The following is a 23,664-nucleotide window of genomic DNA, read 5'->3' on the forward strand; positions in this document are numbered from 1 at the left end:
GATGCGTGACAGCCCTCGCTCGGGGCTCACTTGCACCGTCGGCCGCGGCTTGCCGGATCGGCGGGCCGCGCCGTCGACCTGTCCCCGGTGCGTGCCCGCCGGCCACAGCCGAGGTTTCAGCCCTCGGAGCATCAACCGGCACCACGACGCCGGCGCCCCTCACTCACCCCGGCGCCGGGCAGGAACCGGCTGTGCCGTGACCGGCCGCGGGCTGAGCCGTAATTCGATTGACCGGGCCACAGGTCAACGCTGCACTGTGACCAGGCGTCACCAGTCGTGGTGCCGGTATTCCGAGGAGGCAGCGGCAGCGTTCCGGCTGGTGTCGTTCCGGGGGAGCTCCGCGACGTAGGCCGCCAGGTTGCGCAGGGTCTGCCGGCCGCCCTCGATCGCGTGGTACTTCTCCACCGCCTCGTCCCGGAGCTCCTTGGTGGGGAAGACCGTGCGCATCACGATCCGGGTCTCGTCGCCGGCCGGCTCGAAGGCCAGGACCGACTCGAAGGCGTTGGGATCGTCGCGGGACTCGCCGTGCAGCAGCGCGATCCGCTCCGACGGGACGATCTCCCGCCAGGTGATCCACTCCTGGTAGTCGGTCCCGTCCGGTCCGTGCATCACGAAATCCCAGGCCCCGCCGACGCGGAACTCGAAGGACCGCGTGGTGGTGGAGAACCCCTCCGGCCCCCACCACCGCGACAGGTGCCGGACCTGCGTGAACGCTTCGAACACCAGCTCCCGTGGTGCACTGATGACTCTGGACATCACGATCTCGCGGTCCGCGGTCGCGTCTCCGGGCGTGCCGCCGCTACTGGTCGTCGCCATTGGATGGTTCCTCCCGCCTTGCCTGTTTCAGGTCCTGCACGTACTCGTCCAGCCGGTCGAAGCTCCCGCTCCAGAACCGCTCGAAGCCGCCGAGCCACTCATGCACCGGCTGCAGTCCGCGGGCGTCCAGGCCGTACAGGCGCTGTTTGCCCGCCCCGCGGACCCGCACGAGCCCGACCTCGCGGAGGACCCGCAGGTGCTTGGACGCCTGCGGCTGGGTCATCCCCAGGTTCCGCGCCAGGTCGTTCACGGGCCGCTCGCCACCCCGCAGCAGCACCAGGATCTCCCGCCGCTGCGGTTCTGCGATCGCGTTGAACGCGTCCGAGGTCGTCGCCGCTCGTGCCATGACGTCATCGTATGCCCATATGGGCATGTGTCAACGCACCGCCGCCCTGGCCGCATCCCAGGAGGGCGCTGCGCGACGAATGACGGCTGGAACCGCGGGCAGGCGGAAGACCGCCGCAAGCCCGAGTACGTCATGGGATCGCGGACCTGAGCACGCCTGCCGCGCCCTGCCGGCGAACCCACGGCCTCACAGCACCGGCAGGACCTCCCGACCGCCTCCGTGCCCCGGACGACGGACCGACGAGCGAGCGAGCGAGGTGGAACAGCACTTGGCCCCGCTACGACTCGGACCTCACCGCTCGGCCAGGTTCTTGATCAAGCCCCGCCGCCCGCCCTTTACGGTGGGCACCGTGGAACTCCTGCATCTGCGTTACTTCGTCGCTGTCGCCCAGGAACTGAACTTCTCGACGGCGGCCCGCAAGCTGCACATGGCGGCCTCCCCACTGAGCAGACGGATCAAGGATCTTGAAAGCGAACTCGGACACCGGCTGTTCGACCGCGACACCCACCACGTGACACTCACTCAGGCCGGCAACGCCCTGCTGCCGATCGCGCGGGGAGTCCTGGAGCAGGTCGACTCCATCCAGTGGCGGCTGGACGAGACAGCCCGGCCGCAGCGGGCCACCCTGCTGCTGGGCGTGCCCAGCGGCGTCCATCCGGATCTGCGGGAGCGGATGGAGGCCCTGGCCGAGCGGGTCTGCGACCGATTCGAGATCAAGCGCTGGCCGGGCGGCACCGACCGGCTCGTCGACGCCGTCTGCGACGGCAGACTCGCGCTGACCCTCGCTCGCCTCCCGGCAGGCGGCGACCCCGCACTGGAACTGCTGCCGGTGATGTCGGAACGGCTGGGCGCGGTCGTCCCCAGGGACCGGTTCGACGGGCGGGACTCCGTCGCCCTGACGGAACTGGCGGAACTCGCCTACGTCGTCTCCCCGACGGCCGTGACCAACGCGTACTTCCGCGGACTCGACCAGCAGCTGACCGAACTCGGCATCAGGAAGCGCATCGAAATAAACAGTGCCGCTTTCGAAGGAATTTCCGAGATAGTGTCCAGCGGGCTGGCCTTCTCCATTTCGATGCTGGACCCCAGGAGCCCTGTCCAGAATTACCATCTGGACAATGTCACCGTCCTTCCGTTCTCCGATTTCCATCCCCGACTGGAGACCGGTTTGATCTGGCGCAAGGACCGCGGCCAGGGCGGCGACCTGGATGAAGTCGTGGCTGCGGCCCGCGACGTGTTCGCCGAACCGCTCCGCTCGTAATCAACGAAAACCTTGCGAAAGGCGGTATGACCACTGCGGTCATACCGCCTTTCGCCATTTGGTCATTCCCTCGGCTTTCCTTCTCCACACCCCTCGCTGTAACTTAGTTTCCAGATACACGGAAAGAGCGCAGCAAGGAGTGAACGAAAGCCATGACGGACCTCGAGAACACCGTCACCGGCCCCCTGGAGGGCACCCGCGTGATCGACCTGTCGACCGTGGTGATGGGCCCCTATGCCGCCCAGATCCTCGGGGACCTCGGCGCCGACGTGATCAAGATCGAGTCGCCCGCCGACACCGTCCGCGTCGGCCACTACCGCACCACGCCGGGCATGACCCCGCTGAACCTCAACGTCAACCGCAACAAGCGCAGCGTGTCCCTCAACCTCAAGGACGACGCCGACCGCGAGCGGGCCCTGAAGCTGATCGACACCGCCGACGTGCTCATCACCAACATGCGGCCCGGCGCACTGCACCGCCTGGGCCTGTCCTACGACGACATCGCCGCCCGCAACCCCGGACTCGTCTACGCGCACGCCCAGGGCTTCCGCAGCGACTCCGACCGCGCCGGCAACGCCGCGTACGACGAGACCGTGCAGGCGGCCTCCGGCCTGGTCGACATCGCCGACCGGGCGCTCGGCGAGCCGGTCTACCTGCCGACGATCATCGGCGACAAGGTCTCCTCGCTGACCATCGCCTACAGCGTGCTCGCCGCCCTGCTGCACCGGGGCCGGACCGGCCGGGGCCAGCTCGTCGAGATCCCGATGACGGACACGCTGATCGCGTTCAACCTGGTCGAGCACCTCGCGGGCCACACCCATGTGCCCGAGACGGGCCCCACCGGGTTCGCGCTGTCGATGCTCAAGGGCCACAAGGCGGTGCGCACCAAGGACGGCCTGGCCTGCGTCATGCCGTACAACCCGCAGAACTACCGGGACTTCCTCACCGCCGCCGGACGCCCGGACCTCGCCGAGGACCCGCGCGTCAACGGGGACGCCATCGACAGCGCCGACCACGAGGATCTCGCCGCGCTCCTGGAGATCTGCGCCCCGGCGCTGACCACCGAGGAGTGGGCGGAGGTGTGCGCCAAGCACAGTATCCCGATGGCCCCGGTGCTGGAACTGGACCGCGCCCACGAGGACCCGTACGTCCGCGACGGCCATCTGCTGGACAGCGTCGAGCACCCCACCGAGGGCACCGTCCGCACCATCGGCATCCCGGTGCGGTTCTCCGCCACGCCCGGCTCGATCCGCCGGCTGGCGCCGGTCGCGGGCCAGGACACCGAGGACGTCCTCGCCGAACTCGACGCCGCCGCCCGCTGAACGTCACGGGAAGACAGTCAGGAAGACAGCCATGAGCACCACCGCAGAACACCCCCACTCCCCCGTCGTACGCACCGAACGCATCGGTTCCACCCTGCTGATCACCCTCGACCGCCCCGAGGCCCGCAACGCCGTGAACGCCGCGGTCGCCTCCGCCCTGGCCGACGCACTCGACGCACTGGAGGCCGACCCCACTCTGCGGGCCGGCGTCCTGACCGGCGAGGGCGGCACGTTCAGCGCCGGTATGGACCTCAAGGCCGCCCTGCGCGGCGAGTCCCCCGAGATCGAGGGCCGCGGATTCGGCGGCCTGACCGAGGCCGAGCCCACCAAGCCCCTGATCGCCGCCGTGGAAGGCTTCGCCATGGGCGGTGGCTTCGAACTGGCCCTGGCCTGCGACCTGATCGTCGCGGCCGAGGACGCCAGGTTCGGCCTGCCCGAGGTCAGGCGGGGCCTGATCGCCGCGGGCGGCGGCGTGATCCGGCTGCCCAAGCGCGTCCCGCATCACCTGGCCATGGAGCTGCTGCTGACCGGCGAGCCCGTCGACGGCCGCCGCGCCGGTGACCTGGGCCTGGCCAACCGGGTCACCGCGAAGGGGCAGGCCGTCGCCGAGGCACTCCGGCTGGCCGAACGGCTCACGGACAACGCCCCGCTCGCGCTGGCAGCCGTCAAGCGCGTCGTCCGCGCCGCCGACGGCGCCCCCGACGCCGAGGCCTTCGCCTTCCAGCGCACACAGATGAAGACCCTGATGGCCTCCGACGACGTACGTGAGGGCATGACCGCCTTCGCCGAGCGCCGCCCGGCGCGGTGGACTGGGCGGTGAGGCCGGCATGAGGACCGAGGACGTACGGCAGCACCTCACCACCCCGCTCACCAGCCCGGCGTACGCGCCGTTGATCCCGCGGTTCACCGACCGCGAGTACCTCAACATCGTCTACCGCACCGACCTCGACGCCGTGCGGGCCGTCGTCCCCGAACCGTTGCGTGTCGAAGAGCCCTTGGTCCGGTTCGAGGTCATGAAGATGGGCGACGTCAGCGGCTACGGCCCCTACACGGAGGCCGGCCAGGCGATCCCCGTCAGCTTCGACGGCGAGCAGGGCGAGTACCTGCACGCGATGTACCTGGACAACTTCCCGGCGACCGCCTCCGGCCGCGAGGTCGCCGCCTACCCGAAGGTCATCGGCTCCCCGTCGCTGTACGTCGACTCCGGCGCGGTCGTCGGCACCCTCGACCACGGCTCGCTGCGGGTCGCCACCGCGACCATGGGCTACAAGCACCACGAACTCGACCGACGCGAGGCCGAGGCGCAGATCACCGTGCCGACGTTCATGCTCAAGACCGTCCCCGGCTACGACGGCATGCCGCGCGTGCAGGAACTCGTCCGCACCCGTATCACCGACCTCACCGTCAAGGGCGCCTGGACCGGACCCGCCCGCCTCCAGCTCTTCCAGCACGTGCTCGCCCCGCTGGCCGATCTGCCGGTGCTGGAGGTCGTTTCCGCCAGCCACATCCTCACCGACCTGACGCTGTCCGGCGTCGAGCCGGTCCACGACTACCTGAAGGGAGGCGCTTCCTCATGACCCGCCCCTTCCGTACGGCCGCCGTCATCGGCGCCGGAACCATCGGACTGTCCTGGACGGCACTGTTCGCCGCCCACGGCCTGACCGTCCGGGTGAGCGACCCGCGCGAGGACCTCGCCGAGGCCGTCACCGACGCCCTGACGCAGTACGCCCCGCACCTGGCCGCCCGCGGCCTGGACGTGACCGGCCTCGCCGACCGCGTCCACATCGCGGCCGACGTCACCGATGCGGTCCGGGACGCGGACGTCGTCCAGGAGAACGGCCCGGAGCGCGTCGAGTTCAAGCAGGGCCTGTTCGCCACCTTGGCCCGTGAGGCACCCGCCCACGCGCTGCTGCTCAGCTCCTCGTCCGCGATCCCGTCGACCGCGTTCACGAACGAGCTGGCGGACGAAGACGCCGCCCGCGTCCTGATCGGCCACCCCTTCAACCCGCCGCACCTGGTCCCGCTCGTCGAGGTCGTGCCGGGCGAACGCACCGGTGCGGATGCCGTACAGGCCGCGCTGGACTTCTACACCGCGGTCGGCCGTACCCCGGTGGTCGAGCGCAAGGAGATCCCCGGCTTCGTCGGCAACCGCCTGCAGAACGCGCTCAGCCGCGAGGCGGTGTACCTCGTCGAGCAGGGCGTGGTGACCCCCGAGGACCTCGACAAGGTGGTGACCAACTCCCTTGGCCTGCGCTGGGCCACGGTCGGGCCGTTCCTCGGCTCGCATCTCGGCGGCGGCCCCGGCGGGTACCGGCACCTCGTCGAACACATCGGCGCCTCGATGCAGGACATGTGGGACGGCCTCGGCCGCCCCGCGCAGACCCCCGACCAGCAGGAACGGCTCATCGAAGCCGTGGAGAAGGCTTACGGCTCCTGCACGTACCCGGAACTCGCCGAGACGCGCGACCGCAAGCAACTGGCGGTCCTGGACGCACTGGCCGACGCCGGCCGGACCACCGGGACGGCCACCCCGAAGGAGGAGAACTGAGATGACCACCACCCCGCGGCCCACCACGCCCGGCCCCGTCACCGACGAACTGACCGCCGACTTCTACCACTACGAGTCGCTGCTCCCGGACGACGAGCGCAAGGTACTCCTCAAGGCCCGCGCCCTCATGCGCGACCGGATCAAGCCACTGGTGAACGACAACTGGGCCAAGGGCGCGTTCCCCAAGGAGCTCATCGGCCTGTTCCGCGACAGCGGCCTCGCCGGACTGCCCTACGAGGGCTACGGCGACCACAAGCCCGCCGCGAGCAACCTCCTGACCGGCATGCTCGCCCTCGAGATGACCCGTACCGACGCCTCGGTCGCCACCTTCTTCGGCGTCCACAACGGGCTGGCGATGTACTCGATCTACTCCGGCGGCGACCAGGAGCAGCGCGACCGCTGGCTGCCGGCGATGGCCGCGATGGACAGGATCGGCGCGTTCGCTATGACCGAGCCCCTCGGAGGCTCCGACGTCGCGGGCGGCATGCGCACCACCGCCCGGCGCGAGGGCGACACCTGGGTCCTCAACGGCGCCAAGAAGTGGATCGGCAACGCCACCTTCGCCGACTACGTCGTGGTCTGGGCACGGGACGAGGACGACAACCACGTCAAGGGCTTCGTCGTCGAGAAGGGCATGCCGGGCTTCGACCCCGTGAAGATCGAGAACAAGCTCGCCTTCCGCATCGTCGAAAACGCCGAGATCACCCTGACCGACGTGCGGGTGCCGGAGGCGAACCGTTTGCAGAACATCAACTCCTTCCGCGACGTCGCCGAGATCCTGCGCGCGACCCGCGCCGGAGTGGCCTGGCAGGCACTCGGAATCATGACCGGTGCCTACGAACTGGCCCTGGACTACGCCCGGGAGCGGCAGCAGTTCGGCCGCCCGATCGGCGGCTTCCAGCTCGTGCAGGACCTGCTGGTCAAGAGCCTCGGCAACATCACCGCCTCCTGGGGCATGCTCGTCCAGCTCGCCCGCCTCCAGGACGCCGGGATCTTCCGCGACGAACACTCCTCCCTGGCCAAGGCGTTCGTCACCTCGCGGATGCGGGAGGTCGTGGCCTGGAGCCGGGAGATCTTCGGCGGCAACGGCATCCTCCTCGACCACGACATCGCCCGCTTCTTCGCCGACGCCGAGGCGATCTACTCCTTCGAGGGCACCCGCGAGATGAACACCCTGATCGTGGGCAAGTCGATCACGGGCCAGAGTGCCTTCGTGTGAAGAGTTGCGCCTCTCCCCCGCCGTTGGACGGGCCGTGCTGAGACACGGCAGCCCAACGGCGGATCCCACCAGGTCAGTGCCCCGGGACCGGAGGTCCCGGGGCCTTCTGCGTCGCATCAGCGTCCACGCCCACCGACTCGAAGGACCGGAGCTGGCTGCTGACCGGCGGCAACCGCAAGGACGTCACCCAGCTGCTGCCCCGGCTCGACGCCGTCCCGCCGGTCCATGGTCGGCAACTTGTCCGCGTGGGTCGACCCGGACCCGAGGTCCCGGGCCTGCCGCCACGACTCCAGGCACCACCAGCAGGTCCGCCCGAGCCAACGAGCGGGACGGCTTACGCCGGATCCCCCGGACGGCCTCCAAGGCGCGACAGGGGCCGGAGGAGGGACTTCCATGGACGACATGTCCCGACTCGATTGCGCATGCCCACGCCCTCTTCGCTCCGCCGCGGCACTGGGCCTGCTGGCGGCGCTGGCCGTCGGCTGTACCGCGGCCGATGCCGACACGACCGCCGCAGGGCGTGCGGCCGTCGCGACGTCGCCCCTGCCCACCGTCCCACCCGCCCAGCCGCCGCGACAGCTCACCCGGGCCGAGGTCGAGAACGCTGTGAGCCGGCTGGACGACGTCGTACAAGACGCCATGCGCCGCACCGGTGTGCCCGGAGTCGCCGTGGGTGTGGTGCACGACGACAAGGTGCTGTATCTGAAGGGGTTCGGCCTGCGGACGGCAGGCATGAAGGACCGGGTCGGACCGGACACCGTCTTCCAGCTCGCCTCGGTCTCCAAGCCCATCGCGTCCACCGTGGTCGCCGCGGCCGTGGGCGAGAAGACCGTCGGCTGGGACGACCCGGTCGTCGGCCACAGCTCCGGCTTCGCCCTCAAGGACCCGTGGGTCACCCGCCATGTCACGATGGCCGACCTGTTCTCGCATCGCAGCGGACTGCCCGACCACGCCGGAGACCTCCTGGAGGACCTCGGCTACGACCGCTCGTACATCCTGGACCACCTCCGCCACGAACCGCTGGCTCCCTTCCGTGCCCACTACGCGTACACCAACTTCGGGCTGACCGAAGCCGCCGTCGCCACCGCACGTGCAGCCGGGACCAGCTGGGAGAAGCTGTCCGTCGACAAGCTGTACCGGCCGCTCGGCATGGACTCCACCAGCTCTTCCTTCGCCGACTACGAGAAAGCGGACAACAAGGCCGCCCTGCATGTGAAGACCGGGGAAGCCTGGCATGCCGAGCATGTACGCAACCCGGACGCCCAGAGCCCGGCGGGCGGGGTCAGCTCCACAGCCCGTGACATGACGAAGTGGCTGCGCCTGCAACTGGGCAACGGAAAATTCGAGGGCCGGCAGGTCGTCGACGCCGACGCACTGGAGCAGACCCACGTGCCGCACATGGTCTCCGAGCCGCCGCACTCGCCCGCGGGAAGGACCGGGTTCTACGGGCTCGGCTGGAATGTGAGCTACGACGACCAGGGCAGGCTGAAGCTCGGCCACTCCGGCGGCTTCGCGCTGGGAGCGGCCACCAACGTCGCGTTGTTGCCCTCGGAGAAGCTCGGCATCGTCGTCCTGACGAACGGCGAGCCCATCGGCGTACCCGAGGCGATCTCCACCACGTTCCTCGACACCGCGCAGACGGGCGGGCCGACCGTCGACTGGCTGAAGTTCCTCGGGCCGCTCTTCCAGCAAACCCTGCATGCGGAACACTCGAAGGTCGACTACAGCAAGCCTCCGGCCTCGCCCGCACCCGCCAAGGCAAACAGCGCCTACACCGGAACGTACGCCAATGATTACTACGGCCCGATGACCGTCAGCACCCAGGGGGGTGGACTCACCATGCAACTTGGGCCCAAGAAGCAACGGTTTGCCTTGCGCCACTACGACGGTGACACCTTCAGCTACAGCACCACCGGCGAAATGTCCGTCGGCCTGTCCGGTGTGACCTTTACCGTCGGGTCCGGCGGACGCGCCGACAAGGTCCGGGTCGAGAACCTCGACACGACCGGCCTCGGCACCTTCACGAGGAATGACTAACCTCGCGCTTTCATGAAGGCCTTGGCTCGGCCCTGCTTGTGAGAAGCGGCTCGATCACTGCCCAGATGTCCTCGTCCACAGAGCCACGGCCGCGAGCTCGCACAGGACGTGACCGCGGGCATGATGGAGGCCATGACTCACACCGCTCGACGCATGTTCGAGCTTCTGGAGCCGATCTGCCTGGTCACCTACTTCGCCGACGAGTGCAACGAGGAGCTGGCCGCGCTCGGCCACCGCACCTACTGGGACGGCTACTTCGCCAGCCGCGCCGCACCGTTGGGGCGGGTGCCGGCGCAGGTGGTGCACGCGGCCTTCTACAGCTTCGCCGACGGGGAGGCCGCGCGGCACATCCCGAGCGCGTGGGAGACGATCCCGCCCGAGGCGTCCCTCGCCGCCCGGGAGCGGGGCAGCGCCGCCTCCCTGCGACGGATCCTCGGCGAGGAGCTGGCCGACTCCCCCGGCCTGGTGCGCGCCGCCGACCTCACCACCGAAGCAGCGACGAACGCGCCCACAGAAGGGCGGGTCATGTACGCCGGGATGCGGGCCCTTCCGGTGCCGGGCGACGCGGTGGCCCGGCTGTGGCATTCCGCGACCATGCTGCGCGAACACCGCGGCGACGGGCACGTCGCCGCCCTCGTCGGCGCGCGCATCGGCGGCACGGAGGCCCACGTGCTCTCCGCGCTGGAACAGGGCATCCACCCGCCGGAGTCGTTCGGGCGCATCCATCATCTGCCGAAAGAGCGACTGGCCGCGGTCATGGACGGCTTGCGTGAGCGCGGGCTCGTCGACGCCGACGGCCACTTCACCGACGCGGGCCGCGAGACCAAGCAACGCGTCGAATACCTCACCGACGAGCTCGCCGCCGCACCCTACGAGGCCCTGTCTCCCGCCGAACTCGACGAGCTGGCCGCCGCGCTCGAACCCATCACCGCGACACTGGTGGCCGCGGGGTCACAGTGACGAGCGGGAACTGACCGGACGAGGAATCCGCCATCCGGTACAGCGGGTCCTCGGCCCGCGCGCCCGCGACAACGAGTACATCGCCAGGCTGATGACTACGGAGTCCGCGTTGGTCATCCGGACCTGATGTCACGCGGTGACGCACAGGTCGACCAGCTGGCGGGGGTGTCCAACTCCCGCCACCCGAGGCGAGGAAGACGACGGACACAGCGAGCAGCGGGCTTCCCGGGTGGCGGGAAACTTCCCCGTCGCTCCCCTGGAGCCTTCACCGCAAGTGGGTTCCGCGCGGCCCATTCCACGGCCAAGCCGCGCTCCTCCCTCCCGAACACCGGCGCTGGACGGCCGCGCTCAGGTAGCAGAGGTGTAGCCGTTGCAGGCCACTCTCGCCCTGGTTGACGGACCGCCCGGCGCCTGTGCGGAAGGGGTCAGTTGTGACTGATGTAGCAGCGGATGGCCGTTCCCTCAGGGCTGGTGTGGACGCGTACAAGGTCGGCGAGGGAGTGCACGAGAAGCAGGCCCCGGCCGCCGAGCTTGTCCCGTGCGGGTGGGCGACGGCCGGCGAGCGGATCGTTCAGGAACCCGTGGTCGCGTACCTCGCACACCACATGGCCGTCATCGGCCCACACGCGCAGGGTGCCCGAACCCCCGCCGTGCACGACGCTGTTGGTGGTCAGCTCGGCCACGATCAGGGCCACGTCATCCAGGCGGACACCGGAAAGACTGCGCCGCGCGGCCTGCTCGATCGCGAACTGCCGGGCTCTCGGCAGTTGGCCGGCGTCGAAGACGATTTCCTCGGCTGCCGCAGGCTGCTCCAGAGGCTGGTTGTAGCGTGCGACCACGTGCTCGGGGGCGTAGTCGGTGCTGGCTTGTTCCCTGCCGCCGGAGATGATCAGGGGATGGGTCGCGTACGCGTCGGTGAGTACCTGTTCGTCGAGACTGTCGGCGTCGTAGGGGCACAGGATGGTGACTTCCCGGCCCTCGAATGCCGGGTTGATCAGTGCCTCGTGCTGGACGCATGCCGGGTACTCCACGGTGCTGCGGCCGGCCCAGATCGGCTCACCGATGATCCGCACCCGCTTCTCGCGGTGGCTGTCCGCGAAGGCGCGCAGCACCCTGGGGATGATCCGCCCGGGGTTGCGCCCCGCCTCGGTCATGTCGAGGAACTTCACCTGGGCCACGTCCTCGCCCAGGGCCGCCTTGAGGATGGCAAGGTTCGGCCCGGGCACGGCCACCGCCACCGGCTCCCCGGCCTTCAGGCCGTCGCGGACGAACGGCACGGTGCCGTCCAAATACTCCTTCTCACCTTGGTAGAACAAGGCGGGATGGACGAACGGTTCAGTGCTGGGCTCCATCATCGTCCCATCACCTCGACAGTGAGCAGGTCCGGCCAGAACAGGTCCAGAACGCGCCGCAGGGTGGCGGGCGGTTCTTCGAGCACGATGCGTCGCCCCTGGGGTAGGTCCTGGGCCGTCATCGCCAGGGCGGAGACACCGGCGACGTCGACGAAGGTGACCGCGGAAAGTTCCAAGTGGCACGCCTGTTCGTCGCTCCGAGCAAGATGGTGCAGCGTCTGTTCCCAGGCCGGGCGGGTGAGCAGGCTGATCTCGCCGACGGCTTGCCATCCTGGCCGGTCCGTCAACGGGCGCACGCGTAGGCCGCCCGCGGCCGGGGACGGCGATGCCGTCGGCCCGTCCGCCTCCCTTGAACTGTCCACACTGTCACCCTTGGTTGCCCGCTGCCTTGCTTCCCAGTATCTCCTACCGCTGGAGTGTAGGCGGCGGCTGCCTGGCGGAGGTGACGTCCGGCCGCAGTTGGACCTGCGCGAGCCCACAGGCCTCGACGCGGACAACGCAGTCGCGGCAGAGGTCGACGTCCCCGTGCCGGCCGCGCTGGCCGGCCTCCTCGCTGCCCGCGGCATCCTCTGGGCATGGGACGTGGTCGTCAGCGCGGGAGGAGTCGTCCACGCCACCGGTGCCCGTCCAGAGCGGGGAATCCGAGGAACTGCCGACCGAACGTCTCTCCGGCATCGCTGCGACGCTCCGAGAGGTCTTCCTGGGAGCCTGGCACGCGGCCCACCGCGCATTGTTGCCCCCGGCCTCACCGGCTGCCGGACCGTGCAAGCCCGAGCCGCCGACATCCACCCGACAACTCAGGAGAGCTGACGACATGACGAACCGCTGGGTCGGAGTGACCATCGACTGCCTCGACGTGGAACGGATAGCGGGCTTCTGGAGCGCGTTGCTGGATCGCCCGACCCTGCCTTCCCGCCCCGGCTGGGTCTACCTCGGCCGTCCCGGCGACCCACAGCCCCGCCTCAACTTCCAGCCTGTGACCGAGCCGAAGCGCGCGAAGGCACGCCTGCACCTCGACATCGGAGTCGACGACATCGACCAGGGCATCGCCCAGGTCATCGCCCTCGGCGGTCGGTCCACCGGCGAACGGCACGATTACGACGAAGGCGTGGTCGTCGTGATGGCCGATCCCGAGGGCCACGAATTCTGCCTGGTCCAGTACTACTGAACGGCCCCCGATGCGCGTTGCGCGTCGAGCTCTCCACGCTCTCGGCAGGGACAGGGACACGGGTTGGGAAGGGGGGCGTGAGTGCGGAGCGGGCCCTGTGCGCCGCGGATGCCGGGGTCCCGTCGCGGCGTCGGCGACCGCCTCCCGGCAGCGGACGGACATCTGCCGCCGCCACCGTGTTGGGGGTGAGCACGTAAGGCACCGCAGGTAGTCGCGTAGTACCGCGGTACGACGTCTGCGGCGCGGTTCAGCCTCCTGGTACCACCGGATCCGGTCGATTCGGCACTTAGCGTTGCCGGTGTGGCGTCGGAGATCACGGACGCCGGAGACCGACAGAAAGAACGCGAATGATCGACGCACGCCAGTTGACCAAGAGGTACGGAGAGAAAACGGCCGTCGACGGGCTGGACTTCGTCGTGAAGCCGGGTACGGTGACCGGCTTCCTGGGGCCCAACGGAGCGGGTAAGTCCACGACCATGCGCATGATCGTGGGCCTCGACGCCGCGACGAGCGGCTCCGTCACCGTGAACGGCCACCACTACGCCCAGCACCGGGCACCGCTCCAGGAGGTCGGCGCTCTCCTGGAGGCGAAGTCGATCCACCCGGGGCGCTCGGCGTACAACCACCTCAGGGCCCTCGCGCTGACCCATGGCATCCCGGGCCGGCGGGTGGACGAGGTCATCGACCTCGCCGGGCTGGGCAGCGTGGCGAAGAAGCGGGCCGGCGCCTTCTCCCTCGGGATGGGCCAGCGGCTGGGCATCGCGGCGGCGCTGCTGGGAGATCCGCAGACGGTGATGCTGGACGAGCCGGTCAACGGGCTGGACCCGGAGGGTGTGCTCTGGATCCGCAACCTGCTGAAGACGCTCGCGGAGGACGGACGGACGGTGTTCGTGTCGTCGCACCTGATGAGCGAGATGGCTCTGGTCGCGGACCACCTGATCGTCGTCGGGCGCGGGCGCCTGCTGGCCGACACGACCGTGGCGGACCTGATCCGCGAGGCGGGCGGTGACACGGTGAACGTGGCGACTGAGGACCCGGCGCGGCTGCGGGACGTGCTGGCCGGACCGGGCGTCGAGGTCACCGGCCGGATCGGCTCCGAGGAGCTTCAGGTGACCGGGCTGACCGCCCGGGAGATCGGCCTGAAGGCCGCCGAGCACGGGATCGCGCTGTTCGGGTTGAGCGCTCACACGGTGTCACTGGAGGAGGCGTTCATGGACCTGACCAGGGATGCCGTGGAGTACCACGGCTCCACGACCGGGATCGAGACCCTCGGGAGGTCCGCATGAGCACCCTCACCGAAGCGGCCCAGGAACCCCGGACCGCCCCCGCCCGCCCTGTCTACCGGGTGACCGGACGGCGGGTGCTGTCCTCCGAGTGGGCCAAGCTGTGGTCCCTGCGCTCGACGTGGATCACCCTGGGCCTCGGCCTGCTGTTCCTGGTGGCCTTCGGCCTGATCTCCGCGAGCCATTACAAGTCGGGGATCAACTCCGGCCGCACGGACCGGGATTTCGCCGATGCCACGGCCGTCAGCCTGTCCCTCTTCGGTACGAACTTCGCGCAGCTGGCCCTGGGGGTGCTCGGCGTGCTGGTCACGGCGGGGGAATACTCGACCGGCATGATCCGCTCGACGCTCGCGGCGGTGCCGCGCAGACTCCCGGTGCTGTGGTCCAAGGCGGCCGTGTTCGGGCTGGTCGCGCTGGTCGTGGGGACACTGGGCGGCTTCGTCGCCTTCCTGATCGGGAGCGGCATCGTCTCGGGCACGCCCGCCGCCATGAACCTCTCGCACGCGGGGGTGGTGCGCAGCCTGCTCGGCGCAGGGCTCTACCTCGGCCTGGTCGGCGTGATCGGCACCGCCCTGGGCGCCCTGCTGCGGTCAGTGGCCGGCGGGATCTCGGTGCTGGTGGCCGCACTGATGCTCGTCCCGGGACTGATCTCCCTGCTGCCGAGCTCCTGGCAGAACGACATCAGCCCCTACCTGCCGTCCAACGCGGGACAGGCGATGTTCGCCCTGACCCACGACGCCACGACCCTGTCGCCGGGCGCCGGGCTGCTGGTCTTCCTCTGCTGGACAGCGCTGGCATTGGGCGGCGCGGCCTACCGGCTCGCGCGCACCGACGTCTGACACCTGCACCATGAACAGGTGACACCCGTGACCATCGATGACATCAGCGGGATGGGACTGCTGGTCGCCCGCCTGTCCCGGGGCGGCCAGCGGCTCCGGCACGCCGACCGGACACATCCGTGGGTCCTGGACACCACCGTCGTGGCCCTGGTCTTCCTGATGTTCTGCCTGCCCGACCTGTTCCACGGTGGTCCAGGTGACGGTGACGGTCCGCGCCGGTTCCGGTTCGCCTTCACCGACCTGCCCGTCGCGGGGATGCTGGCACTGCAGGCCGGCCTGGTACTGCCCCTGCTGTGGCGGCGACGCAGGCCCCTCGCGGCCTTCGTCGCCATCACGGCGGTGTTCGTCCTGCAGTGGTCCCTGAACGTCCCGCTGCGCGCGGACATCGCTCTCTTCGTCGCCCTGTACAGCCTGACCCTGCACGGGCGGCTGCGCCAACTGCCGTGGGCCTGTGCGGCCATGGCAGGCGCCATGGTGCTGGTCGCCGTACGTGTGTCGCCGTTGGTGTCCGTCTGGGACGCGCTGTTCTTCCTGCTGAGCACGGCGACCGCGGCCCTCGCGCTCGGTCTGATGGTGCGGATCCGCCGGGCCCAGCTCGCCGGACTGCGGGACCGGGCAGCCCGGTTGGAGATCGAGCGCGACCAGCGCAGCAGGCTGGCCACGGCCACCGAACGGACCCGTGTCGCCCGCGAGATGCACGACATCGTCGGCCACAACCTGTCCGTCATCATCACGCTCGCCGACGCGGGGGCCTACGCCAGCGACATCGCTCCCGAACGGGGCAAGGAGGCCCTGCACCTCATCGGCGACGCGGGCCGACAGGCCCTCGGCGAACTGCGGCGCGTGCTCGGCGTACTGCGCGAGGCCACGGACGGCCCCCCGGACGGTCCCGAACTCAGCCCACAGCCACGAATCGGGGACATCGGCACCGTGTGCGCCAAGGTGCGCGCCGCCGGACTGGAGGTCGTCTACCGGACCTCCGGCGACGTGGACGCTCTGGACAGTGGGGTACAGCTGACGGTCTATCGCATCGTCCAGGAAGCCCTCACCAACACCCTGAAGCACGCCGCCACCGGCACCCGGGTGCGTCTGGCGATCCTCGTCGAGGACAGCCGGCTGAGGATAAGTGTCCAGGACACCGGCCCGGCCACACGGCCCGGACCGCCGAGCGAGGAAGGACATGGGCTGGTGGGCATGCGGGAACGTGCGGCTCTGTACGGAGGCACTGTCAGCGCGGGGCCGACGGACGGCGGAGGATGGAGCGTCGACGCCGTCCTCGACCTCACGCCCCGAAGCGGTGACCGATGACCACCGTGCTGATCGTGGACGACCAGCCGCTGCAACGCTACGGCTTCCATCTGCTCCTGGACTCCGTCGCCGAGACCGACGTCGTCGGTGAGGCGGCCCACGGCGCCGAGGCCGTCCGCAAGGCCGCCGAGCTGCGCCCGGACGTCATCCTGATGGACGTCCGTATGCCCGGCATGGACGGCATCGAGGCCACCCGACGCATCGTCGCCGCCGGTGGCCGCTCGCGTGTCCTGGTGCTCACCACCTTCGACCTCGACGAGTACGTCCATGCCGCCCTGCGCGCCGGCGCCAGCGGCTTCCTCCTCAAGGACGCGCGCCCCGAGGAGCTCCTGGCCGGCATCAGGGCCGTTGCCGTCGGCGACGCCGTCATCGCACCCGCCCTCACCCGCCGCCTCCTGGACGAGTACACCAGGTACGTCCCCGCCCACAGAAGCGACTCCGCCGAGGATCCGCGGCTGAGCTCCCTCACCGACCGCGAGCGCGAGATCCTCGTCGCCGTCGGCAAGGGCTGGACCAACGGTGAGATCGCGGCCCGGTTCGTCCTGTCCGAGTCCACGGTCAAGACCCACGTCGGCCGGGTCCTGGCCAAGATCGGCGCCCGCGACCGCATCCAGGCAGTGATCTTCGCCTACGACCTCGGTCTCGCCCGGCCCAACGGGGACTGAACCGAGGAACCGTCGCCATCACCGAGGACACCTGGCCCGCTGCCTGGACGCCGAGCTCACCCGTACGGCCGAAACGAGGCGATCGTGCCGCTGTTTGTGTACGACGACACCCGCGACGGCGACCCCACCCGTCCCAGGGGGCACAGCCTCGGCTCCGTCAGTCACTTCGTTTCGTCAACCACTCCGCCGCCCCCGCCCGGCCACTTCCGCTGACTCCCCGTCAGCCACGTTCGAGCGGTGGGCCCGTGCCATCGGTTTCGCTCGGGTGCAGCACATTCCGGCCGCCTAGAAACAGCCGCAGGCCGTCGCGTGGGACTCCAAGAGGAGGAACGAGTGCTCCAGTCGGGCGCCTTCTCGGTGGCGGCGGCCACTCTGCGGGTGTAGCGTCGTGATCCAGCAGTCGTGGTTCCGAAGTTCCGTTCGCCCGTGATCGCCATCACGGGCGTTCTTGCGTGTCAGCGCCTCTCCGGACCAGGGCGATCACCTCCCGGGCGCGCAGAGTGCGGGCCCGGTTTCCCTCTAAGGAGACGGTTATGGCCAAGGGCACTGTCAAGTGGTTCAACAGCGAAAAGGGCTTCGGCTTCATCGAGCAGGAGGGCGGCGGCCCGGACGTCTTCGCCCACTACTCCAACATCGCCGCCCAGGGTTTCCGCGAACTGCAGGAAGGCCAGAAGGTCGAGTTCGACGTCACCCAGGGCCAGAAGGGCCCGCAGGCGGAGAACATCCGCCCGGTCTGATCGCGCTGCTGCGGCAAGGCCCGGCATACCTGGCTTCAGGATGTCGGCCTTGCCGCCTGCCGCAACCGTGACCCAGGGTTGCTTCGGCTCCCCGGCTCACCGCGGCGACAGCTGCGACACAACGCCGGTTCTCGTGTCCTGTTCGTGCCCTGTGCCGAACAGGACACGAGGATCAGCCGCGCCGGCAATCGGGCAATCGACCTGCCTCGCCGGCCGCCGTGCGCCTCACTGGCATGGTGGCCCTCGACCATGTGCTTGCTCGCCCGCCGCACCCCCAGATGGCGTAACGGCTGGTTGTCATTCCCGCGCCCCCGCCTGCTCGGGGCGCTCGTCAGGGCCCGTACGCGCGACGCCCCGCGCGAAAAGGGCATCTCCGGTGCCGTAGTGGCGCAGCAGCCACACACCGTAAGCGGCATGGAAGACGTATACGCACACCTGCCACCAGTCCGGCGCCGCACCCGGCGAACGGATCTGGAAGAAGTCGTCCAACGCGTGGACGGCGACCATCGGCCAGATCGAGCCGATCGCGTACCGCAGCCCGGCGCAGGTGAAGCCGAACAGGCCGGCGGACAGCATCTGCCACAGCGTGTCGTCCAACGGGGCGCCGAAGAACAGGTAGTTCTGGAAGTGGCCGGCGCCGAACAGGAAACCGACGCCGATCGCCGCCCGCAACGGACCGAGTGGCGTGAGGATTTGCTGCACCAGGCCGCGACTGTAGGTCTCCTCGTTGATGCTCACCCACAGCAGTGAGACCAGACTGCTGACCAGCAGGGTCGTACGGCCCTCAAGGCCCGCCACTGCGTACGAGCAGGCCACGACGAGCATCGGCAGAACCAGCCACCAGCGCCGCAGTCCACCCAGCACGGCGACCCCGCTCACGCGCAGCCATCCCCACCGCCGCAGGACGATCCAAGTGCCCGCGAAACAGGCCGCGTTGACCACGGTTGCGCCCAGGTCGGGGAACCAGGACGGTGCCAGGGGCGGCAGGATCACCTTGGCGAGCAGTACCAGCACCACATGCCAGGCGAGCGTGAACTCGACGGCCCCCCACAGGGGATGGCGGCTTACGTGCCCTTTCCACCGGTGCATCACGCGGTGAGCGTAACTGCGGGAACCTGCTCGCCGCCCTGCGCTATCGAACGCCGCCTGCGCGGGCTCTTGGGACGGCCCGCCCCGTCACGCGTCGGACGCAAAGTCGAGAACAGGACTGCCGGGCTGCCGGACTGTCCGGCGGGCTGCCTCGCGCAGGGCGGAGACGGCTGGTTCGTCGCGGCTGTCGGGCAGCCAGGCGAGTTCGGCCGTCGAGAGGCCCAGCTCCGGGCAGTCGACGTAAGTGAGGCCGACGCGCGGGTACAGGCGGCGGGCCGCGGCGGGCAGGAAGGTGATCGCCCTCCCTTGGGTGACGGCGAGGACCATGGCCTCGGTGTCTCTGACCACAGGGCCGAAGCGGACCCTGGTGCCGTCGGGGCGGGGGTTGACCGTCAGGTGGTTCCACCACGAGCGGGGTACTTCCGGAGGCATGTCGACGACCGTGCGATCGGCGAGTTGGCCGAGCGTGAGGGTGTCGCGGTCGGCGAGCGGGTCGTCGGCGGAGAGACAGACCACCCGGGCCTCGGACGCCAGGTGCAGGGACTGGATCCCGCCCGGCAGGGGGCCGCGGAGGAAGGCGGCGTCGACCTCCCCGCTGAGCAGCGTGCTGAACATGTCGACGAAGGTCAGATTGCGGACCTCGATCTCCAGGTCGGGGTGCCGAGCGCGGAGGTCGGCGAGGATGGCCTGGGCGTAGGGCATGGCGGCCTCGGCGCCGAGACTGCCGATCCTCAACAGCCCACCTGTCGCGCCGACATGACGGTCGGCTGCCTGTCGCAGTCGGGTCATGGCGTCGACCACCGTCCGGGCCTCCTCGGCGATGGACCGGCCGACTGCGGTGAGCCGCACGTTCCGGCCGCCGCGCTCGACGAGTACGACACCGAGCCGCTGCTCCAGCGATCTGATCTGCTGGCTGAAGGCCGGTTGAGTGACGTAGACCCGCGCTGCCGCGCGCCCGAAGTGCAGTTCCTGAGCGAGGACCAGGAAGAGTCGAAGTTGGTGGAGACTCGGCTCTCGCTTACCCCCGGATCCGCCACCAGCAGTCATAAATGAAAGCTTATCGACAGGAAGGGCATCCTCTTCTCCCTCTCGGCTTTCCCTTCCAAGCCCACTACATCAGGATCTATGGGACCGACTTGGCCGACGGAGCAGGATGAGCCGGACGCTTCAGGAGTCGTCCGGCGCGGTGATTCCTGCCTTATTAGGCCGTCTCCGCCCCGGCGTCGAGCGTGCCCGGTCCGGTGCGTCCACACCGCCCTTCTCAAGGAGTCACTTGCTTCGTATCCATTTCAGCTGGGGCGATCTCGAGAACGTCCGCATTGCTCAGCAACCCGATCCTCTATGGGAGTTGGTGTGCGCGGTGTGCCGCCTCCAGACGCGTCAGGGGGTCGTGGAGTTCGGACACTGGCGCCGCGAGACAGGTCAGCGGCTGTCGCGAGACCGTCGAGCCGCACATGCCCTGGGCACCCTGCGCACCGTCATCCCGGCCTCCGGCTACATCCCCGACTTCCTGACGCCCCCGGTCACCGGCGAGTGCTTGGAGTCGGGTCTCGAAAAACTACGGGCGACGCCCCGTGACCGATTGGCGGCGGAACTGACGCGATTCGCCGGCACACGGCCGGTGCCGGGCTGGCTGCGAGGCCCCCATGAACCACCTACCGCCTCGCTCAGCCTGGTCTCCGACGCGCTGCGGGGCTCGTTCCACACACTCCTGGAACCCTACTGGCGGCATGTCCGTTCGGCCGTCGGCGACGACGTGTCGGTCCGCACCCGGGCCGTACTCGACGGAGGCACCGCCGCCCTCCTGGAGGGCCTGCACCCCTTCGCCCGCTGGAACCCGCCGTATCTGGACGTGGACTATCCCGTCGACCGGGAACTGCGGCTGGAAGGGCGGGGGTTGATGCTCGTGCCGTCGTATTTCTGCTGGCGCAGACCCACGGCCCTTGCTGATCCCGATCTCGATCCGGTCCTCGTCTACCCCGTCATGAAGCAGCCTCTCGACATCGCCCGAGCAGGCGAGGAACGGCTGGAACGACTGCTCGGCCGCACCAGGAGTGCGGTCCTCGTCGACGTGGCAGGCCATCCCGCACGCACCACCACCGAGGTGGCGCAGGCCCTCGAACTCGCACCGGCCAGCGCGAGCTACCAGATAGGCGTCCTGCGCGGGGCAGGACTCGTCGTGAGCAGGCGAGACGGCAAGCACGTCGAGCACAAGGCGACGTCACTGGCTCTCAACCTGCTCGCCGGCACCGGGACGACGTTTCGAAGAGGTTCGAAAACATAGCGGCCCGTGCAGGTGCATGGCACTGTCTTCGCAAGCGTTGAACGACCAGGGGGAACCACATGGGGCGAGCCGTCAAGGCTGCGCTGATCGCACTCTTGGTGCTCGGCTGCTGCTCCGTCCTGGCGGCCAGATCGGCACCGGCTCAGCACGTGACGATCACGGCGCACTAGCGCGAGGCACAGAGCCGGCGACCACTCCTCGCACCGGGTGAGCGCCGGATGCCTGATGGCCCCGACAGACGCCGACAAGCACCGACCGACGACCAATGGGGGAACAAATGAACCTGCAAAAGCGTGCACTCGCCGTGGTGTTCCTGGCAGCGACCGCCCTGGGCGCCCTCGGCGCGCCCGCGATGGCGGCGCCGATGCCGTGGGAGACCAGCAAGGTCCCAGCCGTCCCCGCCGCGGCCGACGGCCACGACGGCAGCGTCATCGTCACCGTCCAGTGCGGGCCTCCCTGCTACCAGTAGGAGCTGGGAGCACCGTCGTCTGTATCACCTCGGTTCCCACTGATTCCTGCGGCAGACACCACAGTCGCAGGAACGCACAGGCGCAACTTGAGCATCGTCACCGCCAATCTCGCCATGTCGCTCGACGGGTGCACCGCAGGCCCTCATCAGAGCCGTGAGCACCCCTTCGGCACCGGCGCCGACGCGCTCACCGCCTGGATGTTCGAGACGGAACAGCCCGGGAGAGGGCAGGACGCACAGCTCCTCACGGACGGGTTGATGGGGGCCGGAGCCGCCGTACCACGCACCGGTCCGCTCGAGATGCGGGGCGGGACCACGTTCACGTTCGTCACCGGAGGGCTTGAGACAGCCCTGGAGCAGGCGCGGAAGGCGGCGGGTGAGAGGGACGTCGAAATCGCGGGCGGCGCGTCGCCCGTACGTCAGTACCTCGCCGCGGGACTGCTCGACGCACTGGTGCTGCATCTGGTGCCCGTCGTGCTCGGCGCGGGAGAGCGTCTCTTCGAGGGCCTCGCCCAACTGGCCCTGACTCCGGTCGAAGTGATCAGTTCACCGACTGTCACGCATCTGCGTTACCGGACCGCGCGTCGGGACTGACCCATTCACGCGGCTTATCGGGACTCCAAGACGATCACACACATGGATCGCGGCCTTTACGGGCGACGCCCTGCCACCCTTCCACGACCGGAGGAGCACCGCGCCAGCGGAAAGCCACTGCGGTGACCGATCCAGCAGGGCTCACGTCCCTCCGCCCGAGAGCACCGACGTCGGGGAGCGGTCGATGGACACCTACGACCGGATCGGCGAAGTGATCGACAGCGGGCTGATGGCGGTCGACAACACCAAGATTCGTCGAGAGTGGTCGGGGCAGATTCCCCCAAGTCACCTATCACATCGCAGCGTTGAGGAACCGGCCGTCAGGTGTGTGGCCCCTCGGGCCGCCGACAAATTCGTGCAGATGGGGATGCGAGCCGCCCCCGGCTGCGTGGCTGTCAGGCGCGGGCGACCACGCGCTGCAGGTCGGTCGGCAGCTGGATCTCGCGGGTCCAGCATGCGGGCCGCAGCGATCTCGTCGCCGGTAAGCGGAGACTGTTCTTCCTGGGCCGCCCGGCGCCCACCCTTGATGCCCGGACCATCGGCCCGGGCATCAAGGCGTTCCCTCCCTCGGCAAACCCGGCCGCCGAGGCCGTGCCGCTGAGAAAGCCCTTCTCTCAACGGACGGGCTTCGAGTCAGAATCCGATCGGGGACAGCCGCGGTCACCAGTAGTGGCGTCGGCCGGCGACCGCGTGCCCCATGGATCCCATGACCCAGAAAACGGCGCCCACCACGGCCAGGATGATGCCAAGGGTCCAGAGGATCGATATGCCGGTGAGGAAACCGACGACAAGCAGGATGATGCCGAGCGCGATCATGACGTACCTCCTGGTGCGAGCTGACGTGTTACCTCCCGGATGCCCCGAAGCGGCAACATCACCCCACCCCGAGCAATCACGAACTAATTGCCGATGGACGTCGGGCAGGTATCGCCTCGCCGCCCCGATCGCACAGGCTCACCGAACGCCCGTGGCTCGTGCTGGTGCCGGCCTGGTTGGACAGGTGGGCGAGCGCACGTGGTGATCATGTGGTGGTGAATCCGTTGATCACGGAGGGATTCCGTGCCTGCCGTTGCATCACTGCTCGTGCCCGCGGCGCTGGAACACCTGACCATGCTCCCGGCCGGTGCCCCGTCCCGGTCGCCGACGGCGCGCGCCCGCACGACGCCTCGGCCCTGTGCTCGATCCGCGTGACAGACACGGCCGCCGTATCCCGCGTCCGCGCCGCCCTGCGCGGCGGCGGCCCGCGTGACGGCCGGGCCCCGCGCTCTCCTCGCGGTGGCGAGTGGATCGCGGACGCTCCCGGCGGGTTCTACGCGTCCTGGGGTTCACGCCAGTCACGCTGTCGGCCGCGCGGCCGTGCCGCCACC

24 protein-coding genes and 1 pseudogene are annotated in these 23,664 nt (G+C 69.5%); 18 read left to right on the forward strand and 7 right to left on the reverse strand.

Features of this window, described 5'->3' with window-relative positions; all coding sequences use genetic code 11:
- Positions 1–267: 267 nt before the first annotated feature.
- Together ABZT02_RS11670 and ABZT02_RS11675 are read right to left on the reverse strand one after the other, a co-directional pair.
- Entirely contained in the window at positions 268–816 is a 549-nt protein-coding gene (locus tag ABZT02_RS11670) for an SRPBCC family protein (protein WP_356016644.1), read from the reverse strand.
- Positions 800–1,162: a metalloregulator ArsR/SmtB family transcription factor gene (locus tag ABZT02_RS11675; RefSeq protein WP_356016646.1), complete on the reverse strand. Its 363-nt coding sequence runs from the start codon at positions 1,160–1,162 to the stop codon at positions 800–802. Before ABZT02_RS11675 ends, ABZT02_RS11670 begins: the two co-directional genes overlap by 17 nt.
- Before the next feature lie 349 nt (positions 1,163–1,511).
- On the opposite strand from ABZT02_RS11675, the gene ABZT02_RS11680 reads away from it, so the two are divergent.
- The 9 genes and pseudogenes from ABZT02_RS11680 (at position 1,512) to ABZT02_RS11720 (ending at position 10,509) form a co-directional block, all read left to right on the forward strand.
- Positions 1,512–2,423 carry a LysR family transcriptional regulator gene (locus tag ABZT02_RS11680; RefSeq protein WP_356016648.1) on the forward strand — a complete coding sequence of 304 codons (912 nt, stop codon included), beginning with the start codon at positions 1,512–1,514 and terminating at the stop codon, positions 2,421–2,423.
- A gap of 152 nt (positions 2,424–2,575) precedes the next feature.
- A complete protein-coding gene (locus ABZT02_RS11685) occupies positions 2,576–3,745 on the forward strand; it encodes a CoA transferase (RefSeq protein ID WP_356016651.1) in 1,170 nt (389 codons plus the stop codon).
- 31 nt (positions 3,746–3,776) lie between these two features.
- Positions 3,777–4,565, forward strand: a complete 789-nt coding sequence (locus ABZT02_RS11690; protein ID WP_356016653.1) for a crotonase/enoyl-CoA hydratase family protein — start codon at positions 3,777–3,779, stop codon at positions 4,563–4,565.
- A gap of 7 nt (positions 4,566–4,572) precedes the next feature.
- Positions 4,573–5,322, forward strand: a complete 750-nt coding sequence (locus ABZT02_RS11695; RefSeq protein WP_356016655.1) for an acetoacetate decarboxylase — start codon at positions 4,573–4,575, stop codon at positions 5,320–5,322.
- Complete coding sequence (locus tag ABZT02_RS11700; protein ID WP_356016657.1) at positions 5,319–6,293, forward strand: 3-hydroxyacyl-CoA dehydrogenase NAD-binding domain-containing protein; 975 nt, start codon at positions 5,319–5,321, stop codon at positions 6,291–6,293. The genes ABZT02_RS11695 and ABZT02_RS11700 overlap by 4 nt, the downstream gene beginning before the upstream one ends.
- A gap of 1 nt (position 6,294) precedes the next feature.
- Positions 6,295–7,512 (forward strand): acyl-CoA dehydrogenase family protein, encoded by a 1,218-nt coding sequence (locus ABZT02_RS11705; protein WP_356016659.1) that lies wholly within the window; start codon positions 6,295–6,297, stop codon positions 7,510–7,512.
- A 149-nt stretch (positions 7,513–7,661) separates the two neighbouring features.
- Positions 7,662–7,769, forward strand: a pseudogene (locus ABZT02_RS11710) (IS5/IS1182 family transposase); the annotation flags it as partial.
- A gap of 136 nt (positions 7,770–7,905) precedes the next feature.
- Positions 7,906–9,549 (forward strand): serine hydrolase, encoded by a 1,644-nt coding sequence (locus ABZT02_RS11715; RefSeq protein ID WP_356016661.1) that lies wholly within the window; start codon positions 7,906–7,908, stop codon positions 9,547–9,549.
- A 132-nt stretch (positions 9,550–9,681) separates the two neighbouring features.
- Positions 9,682–10,509: a MarR family transcriptional regulator gene (locus ABZT02_RS11720; protein ID WP_356016663.1), complete on the forward strand. Its 828-nt coding sequence runs from the start codon at positions 9,682–9,684 to the stop codon at positions 10,507–10,509.
- Positions 10,510–10,934: 425 nt separating this feature from the next.
- Here ABZT02_RS11720 and ABZT02_RS11725 read toward each other — a convergent pair whose 3' ends face one another.
- Positions 10,935–11,861 (reverse strand): anti-sigma factor RsbA family regulatory protein, encoded by a 927-nt coding sequence (locus tag ABZT02_RS11725; protein WP_356016665.1) that lies wholly within the window; start codon positions 11,859–11,861, stop codon positions 10,935–10,937.
- Positions 11,861–12,157 (reverse strand): STAS domain-containing protein, encoded by a 297-nt coding sequence (locus ABZT02_RS11730; protein WP_356017113.1) that lies wholly within the window; start codon positions 12,155–12,157, stop codon positions 11,861–11,863. The genes ABZT02_RS11725 and ABZT02_RS11730 overlap by 1 nt, the downstream gene beginning before the upstream one ends.
- Before the next feature lie 518 nt (positions 12,158–12,675).
- Between ABZT02_RS11730 and ABZT02_RS11735 the strand changes: the two genes are divergently transcribed.
- The 6 genes from ABZT02_RS11735 to ABZT02_RS11760 all read left to right on the forward strand — a co-directional run bounded on the left by ABZT02_RS11735 (position 12,676) and on the right by ABZT02_RS11760 (position 17,861).
- Positions 12,676–13,029, forward strand: coding sequence for a VOC family protein (locus tag ABZT02_RS11735; protein WP_356016667.1), 354 nt, complete (start codon positions 12,676–12,678; stop codon positions 13,027–13,029).
- Positions 13,030–13,376: 347 nt separating this feature from the next.
- A complete protein-coding gene (locus tag ABZT02_RS11740; RefSeq protein WP_356016669.1) occupies positions 13,377–14,315 on the forward strand; it encodes an ATP-binding cassette domain-containing protein in 939 nt (312 codons plus the stop codon).
- Complete coding sequence (locus tag ABZT02_RS11745; RefSeq protein ID WP_356016671.1) at positions 14,312–15,151, forward strand: ABC transporter permease; 840 nt, start codon at positions 14,312–14,314, stop codon at positions 15,149–15,151. The genes ABZT02_RS11740 and ABZT02_RS11745 overlap by 4 nt, the downstream gene beginning before the upstream one ends.
- A 27-nt stretch (positions 15,152–15,178) precedes the next feature.
- Positions 15,179–16,459 carry a sensor histidine kinase gene (locus ABZT02_RS11750; protein ID WP_356016673.1) on the forward strand — a complete coding sequence of 427 codons (1,281 nt, stop codon included), beginning with the start codon at positions 15,179–15,181 and terminating at the stop codon, positions 16,457–16,459.
- A complete protein-coding gene (locus ABZT02_RS11755) occupies positions 16,456–17,124 on the forward strand; it encodes a response regulator transcription factor (RefSeq protein WP_356016675.1) in 669 nt (222 codons plus the stop codon). Before ABZT02_RS11750 ends, ABZT02_RS11755 begins: the two co-directional genes overlap by 4 nt.
- Before the next feature lie 533 nt (positions 17,125–17,657).
- Positions 17,658–17,861, forward strand: coding sequence for a cold-shock protein (locus tag ABZT02_RS11760; protein WP_020120296.1), 204 nt, complete (start codon positions 17,658–17,660; stop codon positions 17,859–17,861).
- A 297-nt stretch (positions 17,862–18,158) separates the two neighbouring features.
- On the opposite strand, the gene ABZT02_RS11765 is transcribed toward ABZT02_RS11760, so the two are convergent.
- Entirely contained in the window at positions 18,159–18,950 is a 792-nt protein-coding gene (locus ABZT02_RS11765) for a CPBP family intramembrane glutamic endopeptidase (RefSeq protein WP_356017115.1), read from the reverse strand.
- A gap of 87 nt (positions 18,951–19,037) precedes the next feature.
- Entirely contained in the window at positions 19,038–19,997 is a 960-nt protein-coding gene (locus tag ABZT02_RS11770) for a LysR family transcriptional regulator (RefSeq protein WP_356016677.1), read from the reverse strand.
- 226 nt (positions 19,998–20,223) lie between these two features.
- Here ABZT02_RS11770 and ABZT02_RS11775 point away from each other — a divergent pair, with 226 nt between their 5' ends.
- The 3 genes from ABZT02_RS11775 (at position 20,224) to ABZT02_RS11785 (ending at position 22,297) form a co-directional block, all read left to right on the forward strand.
- Positions 20,224–21,234, forward strand: coding sequence for a helix-turn-helix domain-containing protein (locus tag ABZT02_RS11775; RefSeq protein WP_356016679.1), 1,011 nt, complete (start codon positions 20,224–20,226; stop codon positions 21,232–21,234).
- Positions 21,235–21,511: 277 nt separating this feature from the next.
- Complete coding sequence (locus ABZT02_RS11780; RefSeq protein ID WP_356016681.1) at positions 21,512–21,703, forward strand: hypothetical protein; 192 nt, start codon at positions 21,512–21,514, stop codon at positions 21,701–21,703.
- A gap of 87 nt (positions 21,704–21,790) precedes the next feature.
- Entirely contained in the window at positions 21,791–22,297 is a 507-nt protein-coding gene (locus tag ABZT02_RS11785) for a dihydrofolate reductase family protein (protein ID WP_356016683.1), read from the forward strand.
- Positions 22,298–22,957: 660 nt separating this feature from the next.
- Here ABZT02_RS11785 and ABZT02_RS11790 read toward each other — a convergent pair.
- Positions 22,958–23,113: a DUF6131 family protein gene (locus tag ABZT02_RS11790; protein ID WP_148104231.1), complete on the reverse strand. Its 156-nt coding sequence runs from the start codon at positions 23,111–23,113 to the stop codon at positions 22,958–22,960.
- Between the last annotated feature and the right edge of the window lie 551 nt (positions 23,114–23,664).

Origin of the sequence: Streptomyces sp. NPDC005402 (assembly GCF_040606575.1) — a bacterium.
Lineage (GTDB): Bacteria > Actinomycetota > Actinomycetes > Streptomycetales > Streptomycetaceae > Streptomyces.

Excerpts from the sequence above, each read along its gene's own strand:
- ABZT02_RS11670 (WP_356016644.1), bottom strand. The coding sequence starts at position 816 with ATGGCGACGACCAGTAGCGGCGGCACGCCCGGAGACGCGACCGCGGAC.
- ABZT02_RS11675 (WP_356016646.1), bottom strand. The coding sequence starts at position 1,162 with ATGGCACGAGCGGCGACGACCTCGGACGCGTTCAACGCGATCGCAGAA.
- ABZT02_RS11685 (WP_356016651.1), top strand. The coding sequence starts at position 2,576 with ATGACGGACCTCGAGAACACCGTCACCGGCCCCCTGGAGGGCACCCGC.
- ABZT02_RS11690 (WP_356016653.1), top strand. The coding sequence starts at position 3,777 with ATGAGCACCACCGCAGAACACCCCCACTCCCCCGTCGTACGCACCGAA.
- ABZT02_RS11695 (WP_356016655.1), top strand. The coding sequence starts at position 4,573 with ATGAGGACCGAGGACGTACGGCAGCACCTCACCACCCCGCTCACCAGC.
- ABZT02_RS11700 (WP_356016657.1), top strand. The coding sequence starts at position 5,319 with ATGACCCGCCCCTTCCGTACGGCCGCCGTCATCGGCGCCGGAACCATC.
- ABZT02_RS11705 (WP_356016659.1), top strand. The coding sequence starts at position 6,295 with ATGACCACCACCCCGCGGCCCACCACGCCCGGCCCCGTCACCGACGAA.
- ABZT02_RS11715 (WP_356016661.1), top strand. The coding sequence starts at position 7,906 with ATGGACGACATGTCCCGACTCGATTGCGCATGCCCACGCCCTCTTCGC.
- ABZT02_RS11720 (WP_356016663.1), top strand. The coding sequence starts at position 9,682 with ATGACTCACACCGCTCGACGCATGTTCGAGCTTCTGGAGCCGATCTGC.
- ABZT02_RS11725 (WP_356016665.1), bottom strand. The coding sequence starts at position 11,861 with ATGGAGCCCAGCACTGAACCGTTCGTCCATCCCGCCTTGTTCTACCAA.
- ABZT02_RS11735 (WP_356016667.1), top strand. The coding sequence starts at position 12,676 with ATGACGAACCGCTGGGTCGGAGTGACCATCGACTGCCTCGACGTGGAA.
- ABZT02_RS11740 (WP_356016669.1), top strand. The coding sequence starts at position 13,377 with ATGATCGACGCACGCCAGTTGACCAAGAGGTACGGAGAGAAAACGGCC.
- ABZT02_RS11745 (WP_356016671.1), top strand. The coding sequence starts at position 14,312 with ATGAGCACCCTCACCGAAGCGGCCCAGGAACCCCGGACCGCCCCCGCC.
- ABZT02_RS11755 (WP_356016675.1), top strand. The coding sequence starts at position 16,456 with ATGACCACCGTGCTGATCGTGGACGACCAGCCGCTGCAACGCTACGGC.
- ABZT02_RS11760 (WP_020120296.1), top strand. The coding sequence starts at position 17,658 with ATGGCCAAGGGCACTGTCAAGTGGTTCAACAGCGAAAAGGGCTTCGGC.
- ABZT02_RS11765 (WP_356017115.1), bottom strand. The coding sequence starts at position 18,950 with ATGCACCGGTGGAAAGGGCACGTAAGCCGCCATCCCCTGTGGGGGGCC.
- ABZT02_RS11770 (WP_356016677.1), bottom strand. The coding sequence starts at position 19,997 with ATGACTGCTGGTGGCGGATCCGGGGGTAAGCGAGAGCCGAGTCTCCAC.
- ABZT02_RS11780 (WP_356016681.1), top strand. The coding sequence starts at position 21,512 with ATGAACCTGCAAAAGCGTGCACTCGCCGTGGTGTTCCTGGCAGCGACC.
- ABZT02_RS11790 (WP_148104231.1), bottom strand. The coding sequence starts at position 23,113 with ATGATCGCGCTCGGCATCATCCTGCTTGTCGTCGGTTTCCTCACCGGC.